General features: G+C 68.0%; 24 protein-coding genes. 6 read left to right on the forward strand and 18 right to left on the reverse strand.

Annotation, left to right across the window (positions count from 1 at the left end):
* Positions 1 to 135: 135 nt before the first annotated feature.
* Positions 136 to 1,254 carry a histidinol-phosphate transaminase gene (locus tag ACIQCM_RS11955; RefSeq protein WP_400607301.1) on the reverse strand — a complete coding sequence of 373 codons (1,119 nt, stop codon included), beginning with the start codon at positions 1,252 to 1,254 and terminating at the stop codon, positions 136 to 138.
* Between the two features lie 127 nt (positions 1,255 to 1,381).
* Between ACIQCM_RS11955 and ACIQCM_RS11960 the strand changes: the two genes are divergently transcribed.
* Both ACIQCM_RS11960 and ACIQCM_RS11965 read left to right on the forward strand, forming a co-directional pair.
* Positions 1,382 to 2,257 carry an endonuclease/exonuclease/phosphatase family protein gene (locus tag ACIQCM_RS11960; protein ID WP_400607299.1) on the forward strand — a complete coding sequence of 292 codons (876 nt, stop codon included), beginning with the start codon at positions 1,382 to 1,384 and terminating at the stop codon, positions 2,255 to 2,257.
* Between the two features lie 101 nt (positions 2,258 to 2,358).
* A complete protein-coding gene (locus tag ACIQCM_RS11965; RefSeq protein WP_400607296.1) occupies positions 2,359 to 2,784 on the forward strand; it encodes a phage holin family protein in 426 nt (141 codons plus the stop codon).
* On the opposite strand, the gene ACIQCM_RS11970 is transcribed toward ACIQCM_RS11965, so the two are convergent.
* A complete protein-coding gene (locus ACIQCM_RS11970) occupies positions 2,738 to 4,147 on the reverse strand; it encodes a hypothetical protein (protein WP_400607294.1) in 1,410 nt (469 codons plus the stop codon). The genes ACIQCM_RS11965 and ACIQCM_RS11970 overlap by 47 nt on opposite strands.
* A 448-nt stretch (positions 4,148 to 4,595) precedes the next feature.
* Here ACIQCM_RS11970 and purB point away from each other — a divergent pair, with 448 nt between their 5' ends.
* Positions 4,596 to 6,035, forward strand: a complete 1,440-nt coding sequence (gene purB, locus ACIQCM_RS11975) for an adenylosuccinate lyase (RefSeq protein ID WP_400607293.1) — start codon at positions 4,596 to 4,598, stop codon at positions 6,033 to 6,035.
* A gap of 107 nt (positions 6,036 to 6,142) precedes the next feature.
* Positions 6,143 to 6,820: a histidine phosphatase family protein gene (locus ACIQCM_RS11980; protein ID WP_400607290.1), complete on the forward strand. Its 678-nt coding sequence runs from the start codon at positions 6,143 to 6,145 to the stop codon at positions 6,818 to 6,820.
* A 38-nt stretch (positions 6,821 to 6,858) separates the two neighbouring features.
* Here ACIQCM_RS11980 and ACIQCM_RS11985 read toward each other — a convergent pair whose 3' ends face one another.
* The 3 genes from ACIQCM_RS11985 to ACIQCM_RS11995 form a co-directional block, all read right to left on the reverse strand.
* The gene (locus ACIQCM_RS11985) at positions 6,859 to 7,767 is read right to left on the reverse strand and encodes a serine/threonine-protein kinase (RefSeq protein WP_400607288.1); all 909 of its coding nucleotides are present in this window, start codon (positions 7,765 to 7,767) and stop codon (positions 6,859 to 6,861) included.
* The gene (locus tag ACIQCM_RS11990; protein ID WP_400607286.1) at positions 7,767 to 8,054 is read right to left on the reverse strand and encodes a hypothetical protein; all 288 of its coding nucleotides are present in this window, start codon (positions 8,052 to 8,054) and stop codon (positions 7,767 to 7,769) included. Before ACIQCM_RS11990 ends, ACIQCM_RS11985 begins: the two co-directional genes overlap by 1 nt.
* A gap of 70 nt (positions 8,055 to 8,124) precedes the next feature.
* Entirely contained in the window at positions 8,125 to 8,631 is a 507-nt protein-coding gene (locus tag ACIQCM_RS11995; RefSeq protein WP_400607284.1) for a MarR family winged helix-turn-helix transcriptional regulator, read from the reverse strand.
* Between the two features lie 178 nt (positions 8,632 to 8,809).
* Here ACIQCM_RS11995 and ACIQCM_RS12000 point away from each other — a divergent pair, with 178 nt between their 5' ends.
* Entirely contained in the window at positions 8,810 to 9,313 is a 504-nt protein-coding gene (locus ACIQCM_RS12000) for a GNAT family N-acetyltransferase (protein ID WP_400607282.1), read from the forward strand.
* Positions 9,314 to 9,418: 105 nt separating this feature from the next.
* Entirely contained in the window at positions 9,419 to 10,276 is an 858-nt protein-coding gene (locus tag ACIQCM_RS12005; RefSeq protein ID WP_400607280.1) for an ACT domain-containing protein, read from the forward strand.
* A gap of 31 nt (positions 10,277 to 10,307) precedes the next feature.
* On the opposite strand, the gene ACIQCM_RS12010 is transcribed toward ACIQCM_RS12005, so the two are convergent.
* The 13 genes from ACIQCM_RS12010 to pcaH all read right to left on the reverse strand — a co-directional run bounded on the left by ACIQCM_RS12010 (position 10,308) and on the right by pcaH (position 21,812).
* On the reverse strand, positions 10,308 to 11,228 hold the full coding sequence (locus tag ACIQCM_RS12010) for a diacylglycerol/lipid kinase family protein (RefSeq protein WP_400607278.1): 921 nt from the start codon (positions 11,226 to 11,228) through the stop codon (positions 10,308 to 10,310).
* 9 nt (positions 11,229 to 11,237) lie between these two features.
* On the reverse strand, positions 11,238 to 12,611 hold the full coding sequence (locus ACIQCM_RS12015; protein WP_400607276.1) for an NAD(P)(+) transhydrogenase (Re/Si-specific) subunit beta: 1,374 nt from the start codon (positions 12,609 to 12,611) through the stop codon (positions 11,238 to 11,240).
* The gene (locus ACIQCM_RS12020) at positions 12,608 to 12,910 is read right to left on the reverse strand and encodes an NAD(P) transhydrogenase subunit alpha (RefSeq protein WP_400607273.1); all 303 of its coding nucleotides are present in this window, start codon (positions 12,908 to 12,910) and stop codon (positions 12,608 to 12,610) included. The genes ACIQCM_RS12015 and ACIQCM_RS12020 overlap by 4 nt, the downstream gene beginning before the upstream one ends.
* Entirely contained in the window at positions 12,910 to 14,079 is a 1,170-nt protein-coding gene (locus ACIQCM_RS12025; RefSeq protein ID WP_400607271.1) for a Re/Si-specific NAD(P)(+) transhydrogenase subunit alpha, read from the reverse strand. The genes ACIQCM_RS12020 and ACIQCM_RS12025 overlap by 1 nt, the downstream gene beginning before the upstream one ends.
* Positions 14,080 to 14,279: 200 nt before the next feature.
* Positions 14,280 to 15,083 (reverse strand): IclR family transcriptional regulator C-terminal domain-containing protein, encoded by an 804-nt coding sequence (locus ACIQCM_RS12030; RefSeq protein ID WP_400607269.1) that lies wholly within the window; start codon positions 15,081 to 15,083, stop codon positions 14,280 to 14,282.
* Between the two features lie 30 nt (positions 15,084 to 15,113).
* Positions 15,114 to 15,803: a 3-oxoacid CoA-transferase subunit B gene (locus ACIQCM_RS12035; protein WP_400607267.1), complete on the reverse strand. Its 690-nt coding sequence runs from the start codon at positions 15,801 to 15,803 to the stop codon at positions 15,114 to 15,116.
* Between the two features lies 1 nt (position 15,804).
* The gene (locus ACIQCM_RS12040; RefSeq protein WP_400607265.1) at positions 15,805 to 16,494 is read right to left on the reverse strand and encodes a 3-oxoacid CoA-transferase subunit A; all 690 of its coding nucleotides are present in this window, start codon (positions 16,492 to 16,494) and stop codon (positions 15,805 to 15,807) included.
* A 3-nt stretch (positions 16,495 to 16,497) separates the two neighbouring features.
* The gene (locus ACIQCM_RS12045; protein WP_400607263.1) at positions 16,498 to 17,694 is read right to left on the reverse strand and encodes a thiolase family protein; all 1,197 of its coding nucleotides are present in this window, start codon (positions 17,692 to 17,694) and stop codon (positions 16,498 to 16,500) included.
* Entirely contained in the window at positions 17,694 to 18,119 is a 426-nt protein-coding gene (pcaC, locus tag ACIQCM_RS12050; protein ID WP_400607261.1) for a 4-carboxymuconolactone decarboxylase, read from the reverse strand. Before pcaC ends, ACIQCM_RS12045 begins: the two co-directional genes overlap by 1 nt.
* The gene (locus ACIQCM_RS12055; RefSeq protein ID WP_400607259.1) at positions 18,116 to 18,934 is read right to left on the reverse strand and encodes an alpha/beta fold hydrolase; all 819 of its coding nucleotides are present in this window, start codon (positions 18,932 to 18,934) and stop codon (positions 18,116 to 18,118) included. Before ACIQCM_RS12055 ends, pcaC begins: the two co-directional genes overlap by 4 nt.
* Positions 18,927 to 20,399, reverse strand: a complete 1,473-nt coding sequence (locus tag ACIQCM_RS12060; RefSeq protein ID WP_400607257.1) for a lyase family protein — start codon at positions 20,397 to 20,399, stop codon at positions 18,927 to 18,929. The genes ACIQCM_RS12055 and ACIQCM_RS12060 overlap by 8 nt, the downstream gene beginning before the upstream one ends.
* A complete protein-coding gene (pcaG, locus tag ACIQCM_RS12065) occupies positions 20,396 to 20,950 on the reverse strand; it encodes a protocatechuate 3,4-dioxygenase subunit alpha (protein ID WP_400607255.1) in 555 nt (184 codons plus the stop codon). The genes ACIQCM_RS12060 and pcaG overlap by 4 nt, the downstream gene beginning before the upstream one ends.
* Positions 20,943 to 21,812, reverse strand: coding sequence for a protocatechuate 3,4-dioxygenase subunit beta (pcaH, locus tag ACIQCM_RS12070; RefSeq protein WP_400607253.1), 870 nt, complete (start codon positions 21,810 to 21,812; stop codon positions 20,943 to 20,945). The genes pcaG and pcaH overlap by 8 nt, the downstream gene beginning before the upstream one ends.

Genomic DNA, 21,812 nt, shown 5'->3' on the forward strand with positions numbered 1-21,812 from the left:
TGCCGCGTCCGGAAGGACCGCAATATAGCTGGGATATATGCCGCGCGGGGCATAGATTCCCCACGCGGCATATACATTGGCTTACTGATCCTAACTTTATCCGCAGCACCAGGCGGCAGGGCTACTTGTTAAGCGCTAGGAACCTCCGGGCGCGTTTGTATAGTCCGCACATAGGCCCAGGAAGCGGGTATTCGCCTCTTCCTCGCCGATGCTGACCCGGACACCCTCACCCGGGAAGGCCCGCACGGACAGCGCGCGTTCCCCGGCCAGCTCAGCGAACCGGGCGCTTTCCGCACCAAGTTCCAGCCACACGAAGTTGCCCTGCGCGTCAGGGACGCGCCAGCCAAGGTCACGCAGTCCAGCCACCACCCGGGAGCGTTCGTCCACAAGGCTTTGTACCCTTTCTACAACCTGGTCATAGTTCTGCACCGAAACCATGGCGGCTCTTTCGGCGATCTGCGACACGGCGAAAGGCGTGGCCGCCACCCTCAGGTGCCGGGTAAGTTCCGGGCCGGACACGCTGTAACCCACCCGGAGCCCGGCCAGGCCATGGGCCTTGGAGAACGTCCGGAGCACCACCACATTGGGATACTTCCGGTACATGGCGATGCCGTCCACCGCATCTCCAGCGCGGACGAACTCCTGGTAGGCCTCGTCGATCACCACCACCACGTGAGAGGGCACGGAGCGGATAAAGCGCTCGGTTTCTGCCGCGGTCAGCGCCGGGCCGGTTGGGTTGTTGGGCGTGCAGAGCAGGATGACCTTGGTCCGGGCGCTGACGGCACCGGCCATGGCGTCGAGGTCGTGGCGGCCGTCGGCGGTGACGGGAACGCGGACGCTCTCGGCTCCGGCCAGGCCCACGCTGATGGGGTAGGCCTCGAAGGACCGCCACGCATAGATGACTTCGTCGGCCTTGCCGTCGTCATTCTGCCCGGCGAAGGTGGCCAGGATCTGGTTGAGCGCGCCCAGGCTGCCGGCGCCGGTGACAATGTCATCGGCCGGGACGTCGAGGAATTCCGCCAGCGTGGCCCGCAGCCGGCTGCTGAGCGGATCCGGATACCTGTTGAAGTCGGTTTGCAGTGCAATTGCGTCCACGACGGCGGGGAGCGGAGGCAGCGGATTTTCGTTGGAGGACAGCTTGTAGCTTGCCAGTCCCTCGACGGTGACGGGGGGCTTGCCGGCGGCGTACCGGGGCAGCCTGTTCACCACGGGACGGGGCGGGATTCCGCCAGCCAGGGCATCAGAAGGAGTCATGGGGCTTAGCCTACTTCCCGGCAATCATCTTCCGCGGGGGCCGGTACGGTTCACCAATTCTTTGCCCCGGCGTCACGTTGCACTGATGGACTGGCAGCCCACGAGGACCAACAGGAAAGACACCACAATGATGATGCGAAAGTTTGCCGCGGCGCTCACAGCTGCAGCACTGGCGGTCGCCGGTGTGCTGGCCGCACATGCGCCAGCGCACGCCGAGGAGGATATTAAGACAACTGGCCACAGCGAGATCCGGGTCATGTCCTACAACATCCACCACGGCGCCAGTGGCGAAGACGTGCTTGACCTGGAACGGATTGCGCAGGAAATCGAGGCCACCGGGGCCCGGCTTGTCGGCCTGCAGGAGGTGGACCGTCACTGGTCCGCACGCAGCAATTACCAAGACCAGGCCGCGTGGTTGGCTGAGCGGCTGGACATGCACTACGTGTTTGCGGCAAACCTCGACCTGGACCCGGAACCGGGACGGACCGAGCGCCGCCAGTACGGAACGGCGGTACTCAGCAAATATCCGATCCTCAGCTCAGAGAACCACCTGCTCACCAACATTCAATACGCGGAGAAGCCGACGGAGCAGCGCGGGCTCCTTGAGACGGTCATCAACGTTGCGGGCAACCACATCAGCTTCTACAACACCCATCTTGATCACCGCCGGAGCGAACAGCGCCAGCTGCAGGTCAAGGAAATGATGGCGATCACTGCCGAATCCCACAGACCGTCCCTGCTGGTGGGCGACCTCAACGCAGTTCCGGAGTCGATCGAAATGCAGCAACTCATGACGCGCTTCCATGATGTCTTCGCCGCGCTCGGCCAAAGCAGTGACTACACGATGCCGGTGGAGAACCCCACCCGCCGCATCGACTACATCCTCAGTGAAGGGGAAATCGAACCTCGCTTCGCTGAGGTGATCAACACGGCGGCATCCGACCACCTGCCCATCGTTGCCGACGTTTCGGTGGCACAAAAGCCAAACGGCCAGATGCGCTAGCTGAAGCGTTTGACGGGTCACCCGGCGGAGCTCAGCCCTCCGTCGGGTGACTTTTCGGAAGGCAACCCTCAGATGCGCGGACTGTGTGGAAACATTGGTCCATGCGCATCATCCTGCGGGTCATCATCAACGCTGCCGCCCTCTGGGTTGCCAGCTGGATCCTGCCGGGACTGGACATCACCACCTCCGCCGCGTCCGAGGCCGTGGCAAAGACCGGGGTCACGCAGGGAAGTGAGACCACGGGCGTAGTACTTGCCTACCTGTTCATCGGGGCGATTTTCGGGGTTGTCAACGCGCTGGTCCGCCCCGTGGTGAGCTTCCTGGCGCTTCCCCTCACCGTCCTCACGCTGGGCCTGTTCACCATCGTCATCAATGCGGCGATGCTGTACCTGACAGCCTGGATCAGCAGCTACACGCCGGTAAAATTCACCATTGACTCCTTCTTCTGGACCGCTGTGCTGGCGGCCATCATCATCACCCTCATCTCCCTGGTGACCGGCCGGCTTGCCGGTGCCGGCCGGCGCTGACGTCCGGGCCGTAGCTGACATCCGAACGGTGCACGCGGGGAGAGAACGGCCGGAACGGACTGCCCGACTGCGGTTCCGCCCTGGTCAGGGAAAACCGCGTGGCCGTTGCCGTGCCTCCCGCACCCAGGACACCCGTGAGCACAGCGGATGAGGCCGCAAGCGCGGGATCTGTGCTGGCGGAGACCGCGCGGGCACCGTCTTCATAGTTGGCCAGCGCATGTCCCGGCCCCAGGGCACCGCGCTCATAACCGGACACGTCGTTGGTGAGAGTGACCGTGACCCGATGGCCGGTATCGGGGTTAGGCGTCCCGTCTCCCCCGGGCACTCCGTCCGCCTGGTGCTCAAGGTGGAGCAACTCGACACCCGGCCCCGGTTCGATGCGCCCCACCGGCGAACCCGCCGTAAGGACATAGCGGACGTCGAACTTCTCCAGGACCTGTGGGTCTGCCGCGAAGTTCATGGCGTGGATCCCGCCCTGGCTGTATCCCACCGCCACTACCGGGTCGCCTTCGTGGGCTCCGGCCGCCTTCAGGGCCTGCAGGGTCGCAGCCGTGACGTGCCCGGAATCCCAGGCCATGGACTCGTGGATGCCGCCCAGGTCAAAAGGGTTGTCCTGGCCGACGGCCACCGACTGCGTCCCCGGCACCACAACGACATAGGCCTTGCGGCCGGCGTCGTCGACTTCGATGACCTCGATGTACCCGGCTCCGCGCGCCTCGATGGCGCGGATGCGCTCCAACAGTCCTGCCGGGCTGGCATCAAGCTGTACCTGCAGCGTTTCCGCCCGCCGCGCATCAAGAGGACGGGAGAGGAAGTCCGGAGGGACGCCCTCGACCGCCTGGGTCAGTGATGATGCCAGCACCGCCCCCGCGCCAACCACCCCGACCGCCATCGTCTGATCCAGAGTGTCGCGGTCCGGCACCCAAGTGGCCAGGAAATTCGTTACCCGCTGGGACACCTCACCCCAAGTAAGGAATCCCAGCGTCCGCCGGGCCACCGCTCCCGCCTCGGCCAACTGGTAGTCACGGATGCAGTCCCTGATCCGGGCGCCGGTGCCCTCCATGTCCGCCGCAACGCGGCCGACAATTCCGTGCCCGGCCCGCACGGCATCAGCTGCCGGCGCAGTGGACCATGGCGGCAGGCGCTCAAGCCGGCAAAGTTCCTGCAGGATCCGCCCGGCCTCTGCTTGGACCGCCTGCAGCTCATCTGCCAGGGCATCCAGCTTTTCCGCGCCTCCCGTCAGCTCGGCAGACTGGACGCTGATGCCGCCGGTGCCGCCCCTGATCACCAGGCTGCCGTCCACGGCAGGCCCATGGATGCGCAGCGAGTCGTCCCCGGAGTCCACGCGCATCATTACGGCCATCGGGGTGGAGCCGCGGCCCCGTACTCAGGCGCCTCCCGGGCGCGGTTCCTGATGGCAACGCCCCCCTCATGGAGCCGGTCCAACGCGTTCCGCAGAACCGCAGCGTGTTCTGCGACCCTGCGCCGGTAGGCATTGCCCGCCGGTGACTGCCAATTGAGCAGCTGGATTTCGCCGCAGCGCCGCAGGACCTCCTCCACCCTGGCGGCGCAGGCCTCAGCACGGAGTGCCAGGTGCTCCAGCTCCACGGCGCGAGGTGGCTCCGTTCTGATCCCCGACATTGGATCATGGCCCATAGTGTGTTCCCCTTTGCCCCGTTCCGGACACCACGGTAGGGACGGTCCGCCGCGAAGGTAACTGCCGCCGTCGTCTATGTGGATAAAAGGGCGGCGGCCGGTAATGCAGGCCGCCCCGCTTAGAGGGGTGGGGGAGTTCGTGAAAGAATCAGCACATGCCTCAGACTGCCGCCACAGACACCCGTACGCCCTCAGGACGCCTGGCCCTCGCCGCGTCCCAGGAACAGATCGCGCTGGGCCCGCTGGACGGCCGTTACCAGGCCGCCGTCGCGCCGCTGGTGGACTACCTGTCCGAAGCCGCGCTGAACCGCGACCGCGTGGCCGTTGAAGTTGAGTGGCTCATCCACCTGACCAGCAACAACGTCCTCCCGGGCGCGGGTCCCCTGAGCCCGGAACAGCAGGACCGGCTCCGTGCCATCGTCACCGAATTCGACGCCGCCTCCGTTGCCGAGCTCGCGGAGATCGAGGCCGTGACCGTCCACGACGTGAAGGCAGTGGAGTACTACATCGGACGCCGCCTGCCCGCCATCGGCATCGAAAACCTGACCGCGATGGTCCACTTTGGCTGCACGTCCGAGGACATCAACAACCTCTCCTACGCCCTGGGCGTCAAGGGAGCTGTGGAGGACGTGTGGCTCCCGGCCGCCCGCAACCTCGTGGCCCAGATCAGCAGGATGGCGGAGGACAACCGTGCCGTCCCCATGCTCTCCCGCACCCACGGCCAGCCCGCCACCCCCACCACGCTGGGCAAGGAACTCGCGGTCATCGCGCACCGCCTGCATCGCCAGCTGGACCGGATCGCCAGGACTGAGTACCTGGGCAAGATCAACGGCGCCACCGGCACCTACGCCGCCCACGTCGCATCGGTCCCCACCGCTGACTGGCAGCGGGTCTCGAAGTCGTTCGTGGAAGGCCTGGGGCTCACCTGGAACCCGCTCACCACGCAGATCGAAAGCCACGACTGGCAGGCTGAGCTTTACGCCGACGTGGCACGCTTCAACCGCATCCTGCACAACGTCTGCACGGACATCTGGAGCTACATTTCCATCGGCTACTTCGCGCAGATCCCGGTGGCCGGCGCCACGGGCTCTTCCACCATGCCGCACAAAGTGAACCCCATCCGGTTCGAGAACGCCGAAGCCAACCTGGAAATCTCCTCCGGCCTGCTGGACGTGCTGGGTTCCACCCTGGTCACCTCCCGCTGGCAGCGTGACCTCACGGACTCCTCCAGCCAGCGCAACATCGGTGTGGCGTTCGGCCACTCCCTGCTGGCCATCTCCAACGTGGCCAAGGGCCTGGAGCGCCTGGACGTCGCGGAAGAGGTGCTGGCCGGGGACCTGGACACCAACTGGGAAGTCCTGGGCGAGGCCATCCAGATGGTCATGCGCGCCGAGGCGATTGCCGGCGTCGAAGGCATGGAGAACCCGTATGAGCGCCTCAAGGACCTGACCCGCGGCCAGCGCGTGGACGCGGCCCGCATGCAGGAATTCGTGCAGGGCCTGGGCCTCTCGCCCGAGGCCGAGGCGCGCCTGCTGGCGCTCACCCCGGGCAAGTACACGGGCATCGCGGACCAGCTGGTGGACCACCTCAAATAGGCGGCTCCCCCCACTGCAGCGTACGACGGCGGCGCCGGGCTCTTCGGGGCCCGGCGCGTTCGCGTTAACGCAGCGGCGCCGGGCCGGGAGGGTGCGAAACTGGGAGAATGAAGCTCCTCCTCATCCGGCACGGCCAGACTCCCGGGAACGTCCTGGGCCAGCTGGACACCGCCCACCCCGGGCCCGGGCTCACCGAACTCGGAGAGCGGCAGGCCGAGGCGATGGCGCGTTCACTGGCGCATGAGCCGATCGGAGCACTCTATGCCTCCACCCTGGTCCGCACACGGATGACTGCAGCTCCGCTGGGCCGGCTGCACAACCTGGACGTGGAAGTCCTGGAGGGCGTGCAGGAAATCGAAGCGGGTGCGCTGGAACTTCTGACGGACCACGAGTCCATCCGCCGCTATCTGGGAACAGTGTTTTCCTGGGCTGCGGGCGAGCTGGACCGCAGGATGCCCGCGGGGCCGGACGGACACGAGTTCTTTGGCCGCTTCGATGCCGCCATTGCGGAGGTGGCCGGGCGGGCCGCAGCCCGGGAGCACGCCGCAGCCGCCGTTGTCAGCCACGGCGCAGCCATCCGGACCTGGGCCGGCTACCGGGCCAGGGACGTGGACCACGAGTTCGCCGCCCGCCACATGCTGTCCAACACCGGCATCGTTGCCCTGGAAGGCGATCCTGACAGAGGCTGGACCCTCATTCACTGGGACGGCAGCCCTATCGGCGGACTCGCGCTGGCCGATCCCGCCGCGCAGGACCCGGCCGGCCGCGGCGGCGTCCGGCCGTAACTGGGGAGGCTGCCAGCAGACCGGTCCTGCCCGCTGATCTAGCGGCGCATCAGGCGCGCCGCCGTGACGGCGGCCTCCGCCGCCGTCGGCCGTTCTGCACTGTCCATGGCAGTGAGGGAGCGGAGAAAGGACCGCCACTCCGGATCCAGCGAATCCGGGACATGGGGGCTGCGGAAGGTCCGTGCCACCAGTGACTCGACGGCCGTTCCCGGGAAGGCCTTCGCGCCGGTATGCAGTTCGAGAAGCACCAGGCCCATGGAGTAGACGTCCCACGAATGCCGGGCCGCGCCCCCGGAGGCCTGTTCCGGGCTCATGTAGTGCACTGTGCCGGAGGAAATGCCGGGCTCCGGGGAAGCTCCCGAGCGGGCGGTGATGCCGAAGTCGATGATGCGTACGGGGCTGCGCCGAAGTCCGCTGAGCATCAGGTTGGAAGGCTTGATGTCCCTGTGGACCAGCCCGTGGGAGTGCAGGTGGGCGAGCGCCTCAAAGAGGCAGTGCGCCCAGGCCGCCAGCTCCCGTTCGGGGCAGCACCCCAGCGCCGCCACCCGGGCCAGGCTCTGACCGAGCGCAAGCTCTTCCACCAGGTAGGGCCGGCCGGCGTGGGTGCCGTCCCCGGGAGTGGTTCCGGAGGCGATGAAACGAATGATCGAGGGGTGGTCCAGGGTTGCCAGGACGGCCGCTTCGTTGAGAATCACGTTGCGGTTCTTCGGCTCGCCCGCCACCGCGATCTTCACGGCAGCATCCGGGCCTCCGGCCAGGTCGACAGCACGGTATACCTCGGCTGCAGAACCCCTGCCTACGCGTTCCCGCAGTTCATAGCGGCCTGCCAGGACGGCGTCTCTCGCATGCCCGACGGCGTGCCGGCCGATGGATGCACCGGAGGCAGCCGGCGCCGCGGGGCAAGTTGGTCCGGCGAAGCCGGCCGGCGTGGCGAGGGTCGCGGACATTACGCGCAGAGTGCGGACACGTAGGCGGACGCGGGTTCCAGCAGCCCCTCCGGGGCGGTGGCCCCGGCGTCCAGCTGGAAGCCGCAGCTGCAGCGCCAGACCGGCGGGAGGTGGACGGGTTCACCCTCTTCCGGCTCGAAAGAGTACTCCACGGCCTGTGGCCCTACCGCCGGAACCACCAATTCCATGGGCTCGCCACAGTGCATGGCAAGGCTGTCATCGGTCGTTGGCATGCCGGCGAAAGAATTCGACGGTGAAAACTCTGCGAAGGTAACCAAAATGCTCACGACTCCATCTGGATGTAAACTCAGGACTGATCGTAAGCATACATATTACTAGCCGCACTAGCTAGTCCGCCTAGCTATTTGCTTCGGACGCTTCCTCCAAGGCCCTGGTCATGCGGTGCAGGAAGTCCACCACCACGCGGGCTTCATCCGGACTCAGGCTTTCGGCCACGGCCATCATGCGCCGGTGCATGGCGCCCAGCGTCACCCGCACCTCCTTGTCCGACTCCACGGTGGGGACCACCACCACCGAACGCCGGTCAGTGGGGTGCGCCTCGCGCCGGACATGGCCGCTGGCCACCAGACGGTCAATCAGGGATGTGGTGGAGGCGCTGGTGATGCCGAGGAATTGGCTCAGGTCCTTGGGGACAACAGCCCGCCCGGACGCCTGGGCGCGCAGGAGGTAGCGAAGGGCGAGGATATCGGTCTCGCCCATGCCCATCGAGTCGCGGGTGGAGCGGCGGACGGCCGTTTCGGCACTTCGGTAGTCGCGCAGGGATTTCAGGATCGCGGCGCTGTTGTCCAGTTGCCCGTCCTGCCCGTACCAGTACCCCGAGCCCTCGTTCAGCGAAGCAGCCATGCAAAACATCTTAGGCCAACTGATAACTAGCCCACCAAGAAACTTGATTTTCATCGCTGAAGCGGGCGGGTGTTTGCGCCTGGCGGCTGTTCTCCAGCCGCTTACGGGGCGGAAACACCAGCGTAACCGGGTCCTCCTAGCCTTGAGAGGCATAACCCTTCGGCGAATCGAGGCAAACATGCAGACCAACCCGCGGCTGAACATCCGGCAGGTAGCCTGGTCCAACCCGGTGGGCGCGGATCTGCGCAGGGCCCAGCAGGCGGAGCTGGACGCCCGCTTCGGCGCCCCGGACCACGAACCCGGCCCGCCGCCGTCGGGCGCCGACTGCGCGGTATTCCTGGTGGCGTACGACAAGGGATCCGGGCAGCCCGTGGGATGCGGCGGGCTGCGGCTGCTCGACCCGGTCACTGCTGAAATCAAGCGCCTCTACGTCGTGCCGTACATGCGGGGATCCGGGGTGGCCAGTTCCATCCTCGCTGCCGTGGAAGCCGAGGCCTACCGGCAGGGCATCACGCACATCAAGGCGGAGGCCGGCTCCGCGCAGCCTGACGGCAGGAACTTTTATGCCAACGCAGGGTTCAAGCAGGTCCCGAATTTTGGCCCCTACGTCGGCCTGGAACATTCCGCCTGCTACGCCAAGACCATCGACTGCCACAGCGCTGCCCACACCGCCATGGCGTGACGGCCGCGAATCCCGTCACGCTCCGGTCCCAACCCGGGGCCCCCGTCCCCTAATCGGAACCCGGGGGCAACACCGCTGAAACAGCATCGGGGAATCCTTGGAACCATGAAGCCCAGTAAAAGGAACATCCCGGCCGTGGACCTAAGCTGCGAAGTGTGCGGAATGATGCCCGAGCCTCCAAAGGGACGGCTGACCTTGGCAAACGTGGCTGCGATGCTGCCAATAGAACTGATAGTGCACGCCCTGGTGGTGGACACCCCTCTCCCCTACGCAGCCAAGGTTCTGGTGCTGACGGTGACAGCCACTGTCCTGGTGATCTGGGTGGCGGAACCCTCAGCCGCCAGGGTGCTGCGCGGCTGGCTCCATGCACCGGCGGTCCGCCACCGCCGCCGCCTGGCTGCCGCGCCGGCGCTGTGGCGGGCACGTGCCGTGCTGCGCGACCAGCCGGGCTCCCTGGAACGCGTCACCCGGGCGCTGGCCCGGATGAACGCCAACATCCTGAGTATCCACGTCCATCAGGTCCCGGGGGGCGTACTGGACGAGTTCGTCCTGTCCGCCCCCGGCAGCGTTCGTGAAGCGGAACTCCTCGGGGCACTGCACGACGGCGGGGCGTCGGCTGTGCACGTCTGGCCCACCACCGCGCTGGCCATGGCTGACGGCCAGACCCGTGCCCTGAGCCTGGCAGCCCGGCTGGCGCACGCGCCGGATGAGCTTCCACTCGCCGTTGCCGAACTGCTGCGGGCCCGGATCCTGGATCCGGCCGGCTCTGCCCTGGAGAAGCACGAAACCGGCGACAGCCTAAAGATCCCGACGGCCTGGCATGGACCCATAACGTTTGTCCGGCCCGGTGAGCCGTTCACCCCTGCCGAGTCGGCACGGGCGCACCGGCTCGCGGAGCTCGCGGAAATCCTCACGCACCGCTTCGGGCCTATCCAGCCAAACAGCGCGAAGTGCCGGTGTTAGGCGCTCAAAACAGGACGCGCTCCCTGTGGGGTCACATTCGCAGGGTGAGGGCGCCCGGGTCGATGGTCATCCGGACGTGCTTGCCCTCGCCTTCATGGTCCCCGTCAAGCTGGTAGTCGTCGTTGTGTTCCAGGGTGATCTCCACGGACTTGCCCTGGAAGTACTCAACCGAGGTGTCCTTGTTCCGGCCCTTGCCCATGATCCCGGCCAGCACGGAGAGCCAGCCCAGCTTGCCGTGGTGCGGGGCAAGGACGGCGACATCCAGGAGACCGTCGTCGATCTTGGCATCCGGGAAGATCTCCAGACCGCCCTGGACCTTCCCGCAATTGCCCACCATCACGCTGCGCACGCCGCGGCGCACCACGGTCCTGCCGTCCACCACCACGGTGGCCTTAACCGGCTTGCCGGGCAGGTTCCTGATGCCTGCATCCACGTACGCCAGCCAACCCACCTTGTCCTTGAGGTCCTCGTTGGTGTCCGCCATTATCGTGGCGTCGTACCCCACTCCGGCCATCACCAGGAACATTTGTTCCTGGTCCGGCTCGCGGCGGAGGGCCCGGACCACGTCGATCCTGCGCTCAGTGCCGATCAGCGCGCCGGCCATGGCGCCGTCGTAGTCCGTCACGTCCATGCCCAGATTCCGGGCCAGCAGGTTGCCGGTGCCCAGCGGAAGCAGGCCCATCGGGATCTCCCCGCCGGCGAGTACCTCTGCCACGCACCGCACGGTTCCGTCGCCGCCGGCGGCGATCACGAGGTCCGCTCCCTGGGCCAATGCCTCCTTGGCCTGCCCCACTCCGGGATCCTCCTTGGTGGTTTCCAGCCAGATCGCCTCGCCCCACCCGTTTTCGACGCAGTGTTTGGCCACCAGGCCGCGCACGTCGATGTCCACCGGCTTGGCAGGGTTGACGATAATGGCAGCGCGCGGGGGCGACGCGGGGTTCTTGGCAGTCATGGCGCCAGCCTACAGTGCCTTGACCGCTCCCAGGACCTGCGCCAACGACTCTTTGGCGTCACCGAAGAGCAGCGACGTCTGGGGTTCGTACAGCAGCTCATTCTCGATGCCGGCGAACCCCGGGCGCATGGACCGTTTGAGGAACACCACCTGCCGGGCCTCGGCCACTTCGAGGATGGGCATGCCGTAGATCGGCGACCCGGAGGACGTCTTGGCCGCAGGGTTGACCACGTCGTTGGCGCCCACCACCAGCGCCACGTCGGCGGTCTTGAAGGCCGGGTTGATCTCCGCCATCTCCTTCAATGACTCGTACGGCACGTTGGCCTCGGCAAGCAGCACGTTCATGTGCCCGGGCATGCGGCCTGCCACCGGGTGGATGGCAAAGTCCACCTCGATCCCCCGCGCCTCCAGGGCCTGCGCCAGTTCCGCCGCCGTATGCTGCCCCTGCGCCACCGCCAGGCCGTACCCCGGCACGATGATCACCCGCTGTGCATAGCCCAGCAGCACCGCCACGTCTTCCGGGCTGGAAGACCTTACGGGACGGTCGCTCACGGCGGTGGAACCCGCCGTCGAACCTCCGCGGAAAGCCCCGAACAGGATGCCCGCAACGCTGCGGCCCATCGCGGCCGCCATGGCCCGGGTGAGGATCGTACCCGAGGCGCCCACCAGCGTGCCGGCCACCACGAGCAGGACGTTGCCCAGGACCACGCCGGACGCCGCAACGGCCAGGCCGGTGAACGCGTTCAGGAGTGAGATGACAATCGGCACGTCCGCACCGCCGACGGGCAGCACCAGCAGGATGCCGGCGGCCAGGCCCAGGATAAGCAGACCCACCGCGAGCGCCGGGGACCCCGTCAGGATGATTCCGACGGCGGCGCCCACCGCCCCGAGCAGGACGAGCGCCATCACCACCGGAAGGCCGGGGAAGACGACGGGGCGGGTGGTCATCAGTTCCTGCAGCTTGGCGAACGTGACGCCGGAGCCGGCGAAGGAGACGGCACCCACCAGCAGCGTGAACACAATGGCCAGGCGCACCCAGGGATTCTCCGTGTGGCTCAGCTCCAGCAGTGCCACCAGCGCTGCCGCGCCGCCGCCCACGCCGTTGAACAGGGCCACCAGCTGCGGCATCTGCGTCATCTTCACCCGGCGCGCCACGGGGGCAGCCACGGCGCTGCCCACCGCGATGGCCGCCAGGATCCAGGGGATGTTGTCCAGCCGTGCGGACAGGAACACGGTGACGACGGCGACCAGCGCACCGAATGCGCCGATCAGGTTGCCCCGGCGCGCGGTCCGCGGTGAGCTGAGGCCCCGCAGCGCCAGGATGAAGAAGACTGCGGCGGCCAGGTACAGGAGGGAGGTCCAGACGGGATCGAGGAGGCTCATTTGCTGGCCGCCTTCGGTGCTGCCTTCTTCGCGTGGAACATGTGCAGCATCCGGTCAGTAACCACAAACCCGCCCACCAGGTTCGCCGTAGCCAGGACCACGGCCAGCAGCGCCACCGCGAGGACCCACGGATCCCCGGCCTGGCCGGCCACAATGATGGCGCCCACCAGGATGATCCCGTGGATGGCGTTGGCACCGGACATCAGCGGCGTGTGCAGCGTGCTGGAGACCTTGGAGACCACCTCGAAGCCCACGAAAACGGCCAGCACCGTGATGGTCAGCAGGCTCATTCCATCCATCACTGCGCCCCCTCCTGCCATGCGTCAATACGTTGTGCCAAGAGCTCGGCTGTCGGCTGGTGCCGCACCGCGCCGCCATGGGTGAGGCACGCGCCGGCCACCACCTCGTCGTCGAAATCCAGTGTGAGCGCGCCGTCCCTGACCAGAAGGGCCAGCAGGTTCGCCACGTTCTTGGCATACAGCCTCGAGGCGTCGGCCGCCATCGCCGATGCCGGATCCTTCAGCCCCACCAAAGTGACGTAGCCGGAACCGTCCGTGGCGGGAACCAGGATGTCCTGGCCCGGGACCGATCCCTCCACGTTGCCGCCGGACTCCGCGGCGAGGTCGATGACGACCGAGCCGGAGCGCATGTCCTGCACCATTTCGCGCGTCACCAGGAGGGGCGCAGGGCGGCCGGGGACCGCCGCCGTCGTAATTAATACGTCCGACTGCGCCACATGCGGTGCCAGCAGCTGGCGTTGGCGGGTGCCGGCGTCGGAACTCAATTGGCGGGCGTACCCGCCGGCCGCCTCCGCGGTCTCCAGGTCGAGCCGGATGAAGGTGCCGCCCATGGATGCGACTTCGTCGGCGGAGGCGGGGCGGATGTCATTGGCGAAGACGCGGGCGCCCAGGCGTTTGGCGGTGCCGATCGCCTGCAGGCCGGCCACGCCCGCGCCGAGGACCAGGACCCGCGCCGGAGGCACCGTGCCCGCAGCGGTCATATAGAGCGGGAAAAATCGCGGCAGGCGGATGGCCGCCTCGAGGACGCAGCGGTAGCCTGCAACCAGCGCCTGGGAGCTGAGCGCGTCCATCGACTGCGCCCGGGAAATTCGGGGCACCAGCTCGAGCGCGAATGACGTGACGCCTGCGTCCGCCAGCGCCTGCACCGTGGGAAGCGCGGACGACGGCGACGCGAGCCCCACCGTCACGGCGCCCGTTTTCAGGGCGGCGGCTTCGCCCGGGTGCAGTGGGCGGACGTGGGCCAGGATGTCCAGGGCGGCCGGGTCGAGTTCATTGGCGATCTCCGCGCCCGCCTGGCGGTACTCCCGGTCCGGATGCCCGGCGAACTCCCCGGCACCGGCCTCGACGATGACGTCCAGGCCCAGCCCGGCCAGCTGCTTCACCGTCTCCGGCGTGGCGGCCACGCGCCGTTCACCGTCCGTCCGGTCCCGCGGTACGCCCAGTTTCACCCGCGACTCCCTTCCTGCTGCACATGGAACAAGGTCCGCGGGCAGCGGCACTGCAGCGCGCGGTTGGCTAGAGTCTATGGCCCACACTGCCGTGGCGGGAGTAGGACGGAGTCCGTGGGGGCAAAGAGGTGCCGGGAGCCCGGCCCCGGGTCCCCGCGCAGTGGCAGCTGCCCTGAGGCCGCTGCCGGGCCGGACCCGGGTCAGCCGCGGGCCGTGAGGTCCGCCGAGATCAGCTTGGCCGTGGCTACGGTTTCCTTTGCCACGGAGGCCAGGTAGGCGTCAGGGTCCGGCTGCGCGGCCACCGACTGCGCCTGCAGGGAAACGTTCACCGCCGCCACCACTTTGGGCCCGTCAAACACCGGCGCCGCCACGGACATGAGTCCGAGTTCCAGTTCCTGGTCCAGCACGCACCAGCCCTGCGCCCGGACGGTGTCCAGGACGGCGAGCAGTTCCGGGACGGTTCCCAGTGCGCGGGGCGTCAGGGGTTTGATCTCCGCGGCCTCAAGGTACGCCGCCAGGGCGTCCGGCGGCAGGTTTGCCAGCAGCACCCGGCCCATCGAAGTGGCGTAGGCCGGGAAACGGGTCCCCACGGTGATGCCGATGGTCATGATCCGGCGCGTGGTCACCCGCGCAATGTAGGCGATGTCGGTGCCGTCCAGCACGGCCGCGGAGGTGGACTCCCCCAGTTTCAGGGACAGTTCCTCCAGGTGCGGCTGCGCCAACTGCGGCAGTGAGAGTCCGGACAGGTAGGCATATCCCAACTGCAGGACCTTGGCCGTCAGCGCGAATGTCTTCCCGTCCGTCCGCACGTAGCCCAGCTCCACGAGCGTGTGCAGGAAGCGCCGCGCGGTGGCACGCGTCAGCCCGGTCCGCGCCGCCACCTCGGTGAGCGTCATCACCGGGTGCTCCGCCCCGAACGCGCGGATCACCGCCAGGCCGCGCGCCAGCGACTGCACGTACTGGTCGCTGGCCTGCGGGGTTTCTGTAAGGGCGGCGTCGGTCATGGTTACCAATCCTAGCCCCGGCGCCTTTGCCTAATTCCCGACGGCGGGCGCGGCCTTCAGCGGCACCGGCACCAGTTCCTGGAGTTCTTCAAGGGTGCAGCCGAAGGTTTCGCGGACGCTGACGCCCTCGGGTCCCGTGAGGAAGACGGCCTTGTCCGTGTAGACCCGCGTCACGCAGCCCACCCCGGTGAGCGGGTAGGTGCAGGACTCCACGATCTTGGATGCACCCTCGCGGGTCAGGAGCGTCATCATGACGAACACGTCCCGGGCGCCGGTGGCAAGGTCCATCGCACCCCCGACGGCCGGAATGGCACCGGGCGCACCGGTATGCCAGTTCGCCAGGTCGCCGGTCACAGAGACCTGGAAAGCTCCGAGCACGCAGATGTCCAGGTGCCCGCCGCGCATCATCGCGAACGAGTCGGCGTGGTGGAAGTAGGACGCACCGGGGAGTTCCGTCACGGGGATCTTGCCGGCGTTGATCAGGTCCTCGTCAATCTCCTCCCCCTTTGCTTCGGGGCCCATGCCCAACATGCCGTTCTCGGTGTGGAGGGTGATGTTCTGTTCCTCGGTGAGGTAGTTCGACACGAGGGTGGGCTGGCCGATGCCGAGGTTCACGAAGGAGCCCGGGGCGATATCGCGGGCCACGAGTCGTGCCAGGTCTTCACGTCCCAACGGGGTGTCAGAGGTCCGGAGGGACTGCTCATTGGACTGGATGGTCATGCTAGGCCGCCTTTTCTGCCGTGTTGCCGCTGCCGGCCACCTGGACGATGGTGTTGACGTAGATTCCCGGGGTTACGACCTCCTCCGGGTCCAGGGCGCCGGTGGGCACGATCCCGGAGACCTGGACGATGGTCTGCTTTGCCGCGGCGGCCATGATGGGGCCGAAGTTCCGGGCGGTCTTGCGGTAGACCAGGTTGCCCTTGCCGTCCGCCTTCAGTGCCTTGATCAGCGCGACGTCGGCGTGGATGGGCGTCTCGAACACCTGGCCGCGGCCGTCAATGATCCGGGTTTCCTTGCCCTCGGCGAGCATGGTCCCGTACCCGGTGGGCGTGAAGAACCCGCCGATACCGGCGCCGGCGGCCCGGATCCGCTCGGCCAGGTTGCCCTGCGGGACGAGTTCCAGCTCGATCTCGCCGGCCTTGTACTTGGCGTCAAAGTGCCACGAGTCGGACTGGCGCGGGAAGGAACAGATCATCTTCTTCACCCGCCCCTCCTTGATCAGCAACGCCAGGCCCTGGTCGCCCTGTCCCGCGTTGTTGTTGACCACGGTGAGGTCCGTGGCGCCGCAGTCCAGCAGCGCGTCGATCAGTTCGAACGGCTGCCCGGCGTTGCCGAACCCGCCGATCATCACCGTGGAACCGTCCTTGATTCCGGCGACGGCCGCCTGGACCGAATCTACGAAGTTCAACATTGCCTATCCCTTTCCAGCAGTTACGTTCTCGAGGACCACGGCGAGGCCCTGGCCCACGCCGATGCAGATTGCCGCGACGCCCCAGCGTTCCCCGGAGGCCTGCAGGGAGCGGGCCAGCGTGCCGAGGATCCGGGTGCCGGAAGCCCCCAGGGGGTGCCCCATGGCAATCGCGCCGCCGTGCCGGTTCACGATCCAGGGATCGATGCCCCAGGCGTTGACGCACGCCAGGGACTGCGCGGCGAACGCTTCGTTAAGCTCGACGGCGCCTACCTGGTCCCAGCCGATCCCCGCCTTCGCGAGGGCCTTGTTCGCCGCCTCCACCGGTGCGTAGCCAAAGTACTGGGGGTCGTTCGCGTGCGCGCCGCGCCCCGCGATCCGGGCGAGCGGGTCCAGCCCGAGCAGCCCGGCGGCAGTCTCGGATCCAATCCAGGCCGCGGAGGCGCCGTCGGACAGCGGGGACGCGTTGCCCGCCGTGACCGTGCCGTTTTCCGTCCGGAACACCGTCTTGAGGCCGGCCAGCTTCTCGGCGGAAGAGCCGGGCCGGACTCCTTCGTCCCGGACCAGGTCGGTGCCGGGGACCGGCGCCACCAGGTTGTCGTAGAAGCCCTCGTCCCAGGCGGCGGCGGAGAGGTTGTGGGAGTTCGCGGCGAACTCGTCCTGGGCCTCCCGCGTCACCTTGTACTTCTCGCGGAGCCGTTCGGTGGCCTCGCCAAGGGAGATGGTCCATTCCTTCGGCATCGCCTTGTTCACCAGGCGCCACCCCAGCGTGGTGGAGGCCAGCGTCATGTCCCCCGCCGGGTAGGGCTTCTCCGTCTTCGGCAGCACCCAGGGTGCCCGGGACATCGACTCCGCACCGCCGACCAGCATCAGGTCCGCGTCGCCGGCGTTGATCTGCCGCGAGGCGATAATTGCAGCGTCCAGCGACGAGCCGCAGAGCCGGTTCACCGTGGTGCCCGGGATGGAAACCGGCAGCCCCGCCAGCAGCGTGCCCATGCGGGCGATGTTGCGGTTCTCCTCGCCGGCACCGTTGGCGTTGCCGAACACCACCTCATCGATCCGTTCGGAATCAAGTCCAGGGGCGCGCTTCACGGACTCCCTGATCACGTGCGCGGCCAGGTCATCCGGCCGGACTGCAGCCAGTCCGGAACCGAACTTGCCAAACGGGGTGCGCACGGCGTCGTACACAAAAGCCTGGTTCATCAGGAGGCATCCATTTCTTTGAAGACGTTCTGGGCAGTTTTGAAAGCCGTGTTGGCGGAGGGGACGCCGCAGTAGATGGCGGTCTGGAGGAGGATCTCCTTGATCTCGTCCCGGGTCAGGCCGTTGCGGAGGGCTGCGCGGACGTGCATGGCCAGCTCTTCCCAATGGCCGTGGGCCACCATGGCCGTCAGGGTCACGGCGGAGCGCATCTGCCGGGAGAGTCCGGGCCTGGTCCAGATGCCACCCCAGGCGATCCTGGTGATCATGTCCTGGAAGTCGTCGGTGAACGCATCCTTATTGGCGTTGGCACGGTCCACATGGGCGTCACCGAGCACCTCGCGCCGGACCACCATCCCGCCGTCGTAAATCTCCTGGCTCGTGGCCTCCGGCTGAACGACGCCGTGGCGCGGGTCGCTGGTGTTCATGCCTGTGCTCCGTTCGTCTCGGCCCAGGCGATGAGGCTGCGCATCAGGTCCGCCACGTGTGCCGGGGCCTCGGCAGGGGCGAGGTGGGCCACGCCTTCGAGGCTCACGGCCGTGGCGGTGCCGCCGCCCGCGGTGATCCCGGCCGCCACCTCTTCGGCCATTGACGGCGGCGCCACACCATCCAGGACGCCGGCAATGATCTGGGTAGGGACGCGGATGCTGCCCAGTTCGCCGCGCACGTCAAAGGCGGCCAGCGCCTCGCAGCAGAACGCGTAACTGAAGCGGTCGGCGTCGCGCAGGGCGTGCAGGAGACGGCTGCTGAAGTCGGGTTCGCGGTCCATGAAGCCGGCGGCGAACCAGCGTTCGGCGGAACCCTGGATCATCACGGCTGTCCCCTGGGTGCGGACGGTCTCGGCACGTTCCAGCCAGGCCTCCGGGGTGCCCAGCTTGGCGCCGCTGCACTGGACGGAAAGGCTCTTGAGCCGCTCCCCGTGCTTGATGCCCAGCTGCAGTCCGGCGGCTCCGCCCAGGGAGACCCCGGCGTAGTGGAACCCCGCGCCCGGCGCAATGGAATCCACCAGGTCCACCACGGCGTCGGCCAGGTCAGCGACGTCGAAAGCTTCGGCCGCAGAAGGCGACAGGCCGTGGCCGGGCAGGTCCCACGCCACCACGTCATAGTCGTTGCCCAGCAGGGAGGCGGCCCGGTTCCACAGGAGGATGGAGGTTCCCAGCGAGGGCCCCACCACCAGCAGGGGGTGGTCTCCGAGGGGTCGCTGGGGGGAAAGCAGTGCGGCTTTCAGGGCGGGCTTAACCACGGGGGGCTCCGTTCGCATCGGTGCTGGATGGGGCAAAGTCGGGATAGGCGGCCAGGATGCGGCGCGCGACCTCCTGCGCCTGGCCCAGGTAGCTGGCCGGGTCCAGTAGTTCTGTGAGCCGCAGGTCCGTGAGGGTCCCGGCCGGGACGGCCCCACGCAGCAGCCTGCGGTAGGCCGCGGGCTGGTCTGCGGGCGGGGCTTCCAGGGTTTGGTCCACCACAGCCTGGAGCTGCTGCCTGCCGTTCAGGCCGTCCCGTTCCGGAAGCAGGGGGGCCACGGCGGCGGCCACGCCTTCGGCCAGCAGCAGCGGACCGGCGAGGTCCAGGTTGCGCCGCATGCCCCCGGGGAACGCCTGCAGCCCTTCGGCCAGCTCCCGTGCGTGGCCCGCAGCGCCCAGGGCCAACGCCAACAGCTGCCGGAGTGCCGGCCATTCGGCATGCCAGGCGCCGTCCGGGCGTTCGTCATTGAAGTTGGCGGCCGCGAGGTGTAGTTGCGCGGACAACCCGGGGGCCTGCAGCGCGGCGCTGCGCACCAGGACGGACAGGACCGGGTTCTGCTTCTGAGGCATTGCGGAGGACACACCGCGGCCGGCAGCCCGCGGTTCCGCCACCTCGGCCACCTCCGGACGGCTCAGGAACAGCACGTCCGAGGCGACCTTGCCGAACGCGTCCAGCACGGAGGCCAGGGCGTGGCCGAGCGCTGTTATGGGCAGCCGGTTTGTGTGCCACGGGCCGGGGGCGGCTGCCAGTCCCAGCTGGACGGCCAGCCCATCCGCCAGGCTGAACGGAGTGGACGGGGAATCTGCGGTGAGGACCGTTGCGGCGGCCAGTGTCCCGGCGGCCCCGCCGGACTGCACCGGAAACTCCAGCGCAGCGAGCTGCCGCCCTGCCGCGGCCACGCCGTGGAACCACTGCGCGGCCCGGAGCCCGAAGGTATAGGGAAGCGAATGCTGCGTCAGGCTCCTGCCGACGCACAGCGTGTCCGCATACCGCTCCGCCAGGGCGGCGAGCGCCGCCGTCGTGCCTTTCAGGTCCCCCAGCACCGCCTCAACGGTGTTCCGGGCCAGGAGCATCAAGGCGGTGTCCAGGACATCCTGGCTGGTCAGCGACGTGTGGACGGCGCTGGACGCACCAATGCCTCCGTGGTCCAGTGCCTGGACGTTCTTCCGGAGGTCCGCCAGCAGCGGGATGACGGGGTTGCCTCCGCCCTGGGCGCGCCGGGCGATATCTGCCGCGTCGTAGCGGCCGGGGTCGGCGGCAGCGCTGACGACGGCAGCCGACCCCGCGGGCGCCAGGCCCGCCTTTTCGAGCACGGCAGCCCAGCCGGACTCGACGGCGAGGATCGCCGCGAGCACCGCACCGTCACCTGCCAGCGACGCCACCACGGGTGATGCGGAGACGGGGCTGAGCAGGCCGGCGTCACCCGCTGCCGGAAAGGCGCCTCCCGCGCCGGCGGCGCGGCTCACTGGAAGTCCAGGAAGACTGTCTCGCCCTCGCCCTGCAGACGGATGTCCCAGGTGAGGCCGCCGTCCGGGTCGCGGCGGGCGACGAGGGTGCTGCGCCGCTCCGGCTCCAGCGAACGGAGCAGCGCGTCCTTGGCCAGCGCCTCCTGGTCCTCCGGCAGGTAGACCCGGGTGAAGAGCCGGTTCATCAGGCCGCGGGCAAAGATCGCCACAGAGATGAACGGCGCAGCACCCGGCTCCGTCGGGCCGGGGTTGACCGTAGTGAAGGTGAACTGTCCCGTGTTGCCAACGGCGGAGCGGCCCCACCCGGTGAAGGTGTAACCGTCGCGGACCAGGGAACCGGTCCGCTGGACCACATTGCCTTCGGCGTCGGGCTGCCAGATTTCGAGGATGGCGTCCGGGATTGGCTCGCCGGCGCCGTCGTAAACGGTGCCCTGGAGGCGGACGGAGCCTGGCGAGCCGGGCGCCAGCAGCTCCCTGTCCTTGGCGAACGGCAGTGCGTAGCCGTAGAAGGGTCCCACGGTCTGGCCGGGGGTGGGAACGGGCTTATTCATGGTCATCTCCGTCTGCTCCCATCGCTTCATTCTCGGTCCAGGTCCGCTTGGGGCCGGTCAGGACGATGTCCCAGTTGTAGCCCAGCGCCCATTCGGGGCTGGTGAGGCTGTGGTCGTAGGTGGCCACCAGCCGGTCCCGGGCATCCTGGTCCACGATGGACTGGTAGATGGGGTCCAGCGGGAAAAGCTGGTCGCCCGGGAAGTACATCTGGGTGACGATGCGCTGGGTGAACTCCTGCCCGAACAGGGAAAAGTGGATGTGCGCCGGACGCCACGCGTTCAGGTGGTTCTTCCATGGGTAGGCGCCGGGTTTGATGGTGGTGAACCGGTACGAACCGTCCGGTCCGGTGATGCAGCGGCCCACGCCGGTGAAGTTGGGGTCCAGCGGCGCGGGGTGCTGGTCCCGCTTGTGGATGTAGCGGCCGGCGGAGTTCGCCTGCCAGATCTCCACCAGTTGCCCGGCCACCGGGCGGCCGTCGCCGTCCAGGACGCGGCCGGTGACGATGATCCGCTCGCCCAGGGGTTCGCCGTTGTGCTGGATGGTCAAGTCCGACTCCAGCGCGTGCACGTCCTGGTGGCCGAAGGCCGGCGAGTACAGCTCGATGGTCTCCGGGTCCGCATGGTGCAGGCTCTTGGTGGGGTGGCGCAGGATGCTGCTGCGGTACGGGGCGTAATCCAGCCGCGGCTGTGTTTCCACGGCGGCTCCGTCCTTGACGGCCCGGGCGTAGGCCTCGCCGAGGGCGGCCATCTCGGCGCTGAGGTCCGCCTGGCTTTCTGCGGCAGCGTCGAGGGGTGCGTGGCCTGCCTTGGGTTCGGCGGGAGGTACGAGCTCGTCTGATTCAGCGTTGATCTCTTCCGGCAC

Origin of the sequence: Pseudarthrobacter sp. NPDC092439 (assembly GCF_044754945.1) — a bacterium.
GTDB lineage: Bacteria > Actinomycetota > Actinomycetes > Actinomycetales > Micrococcaceae > Arthrobacter.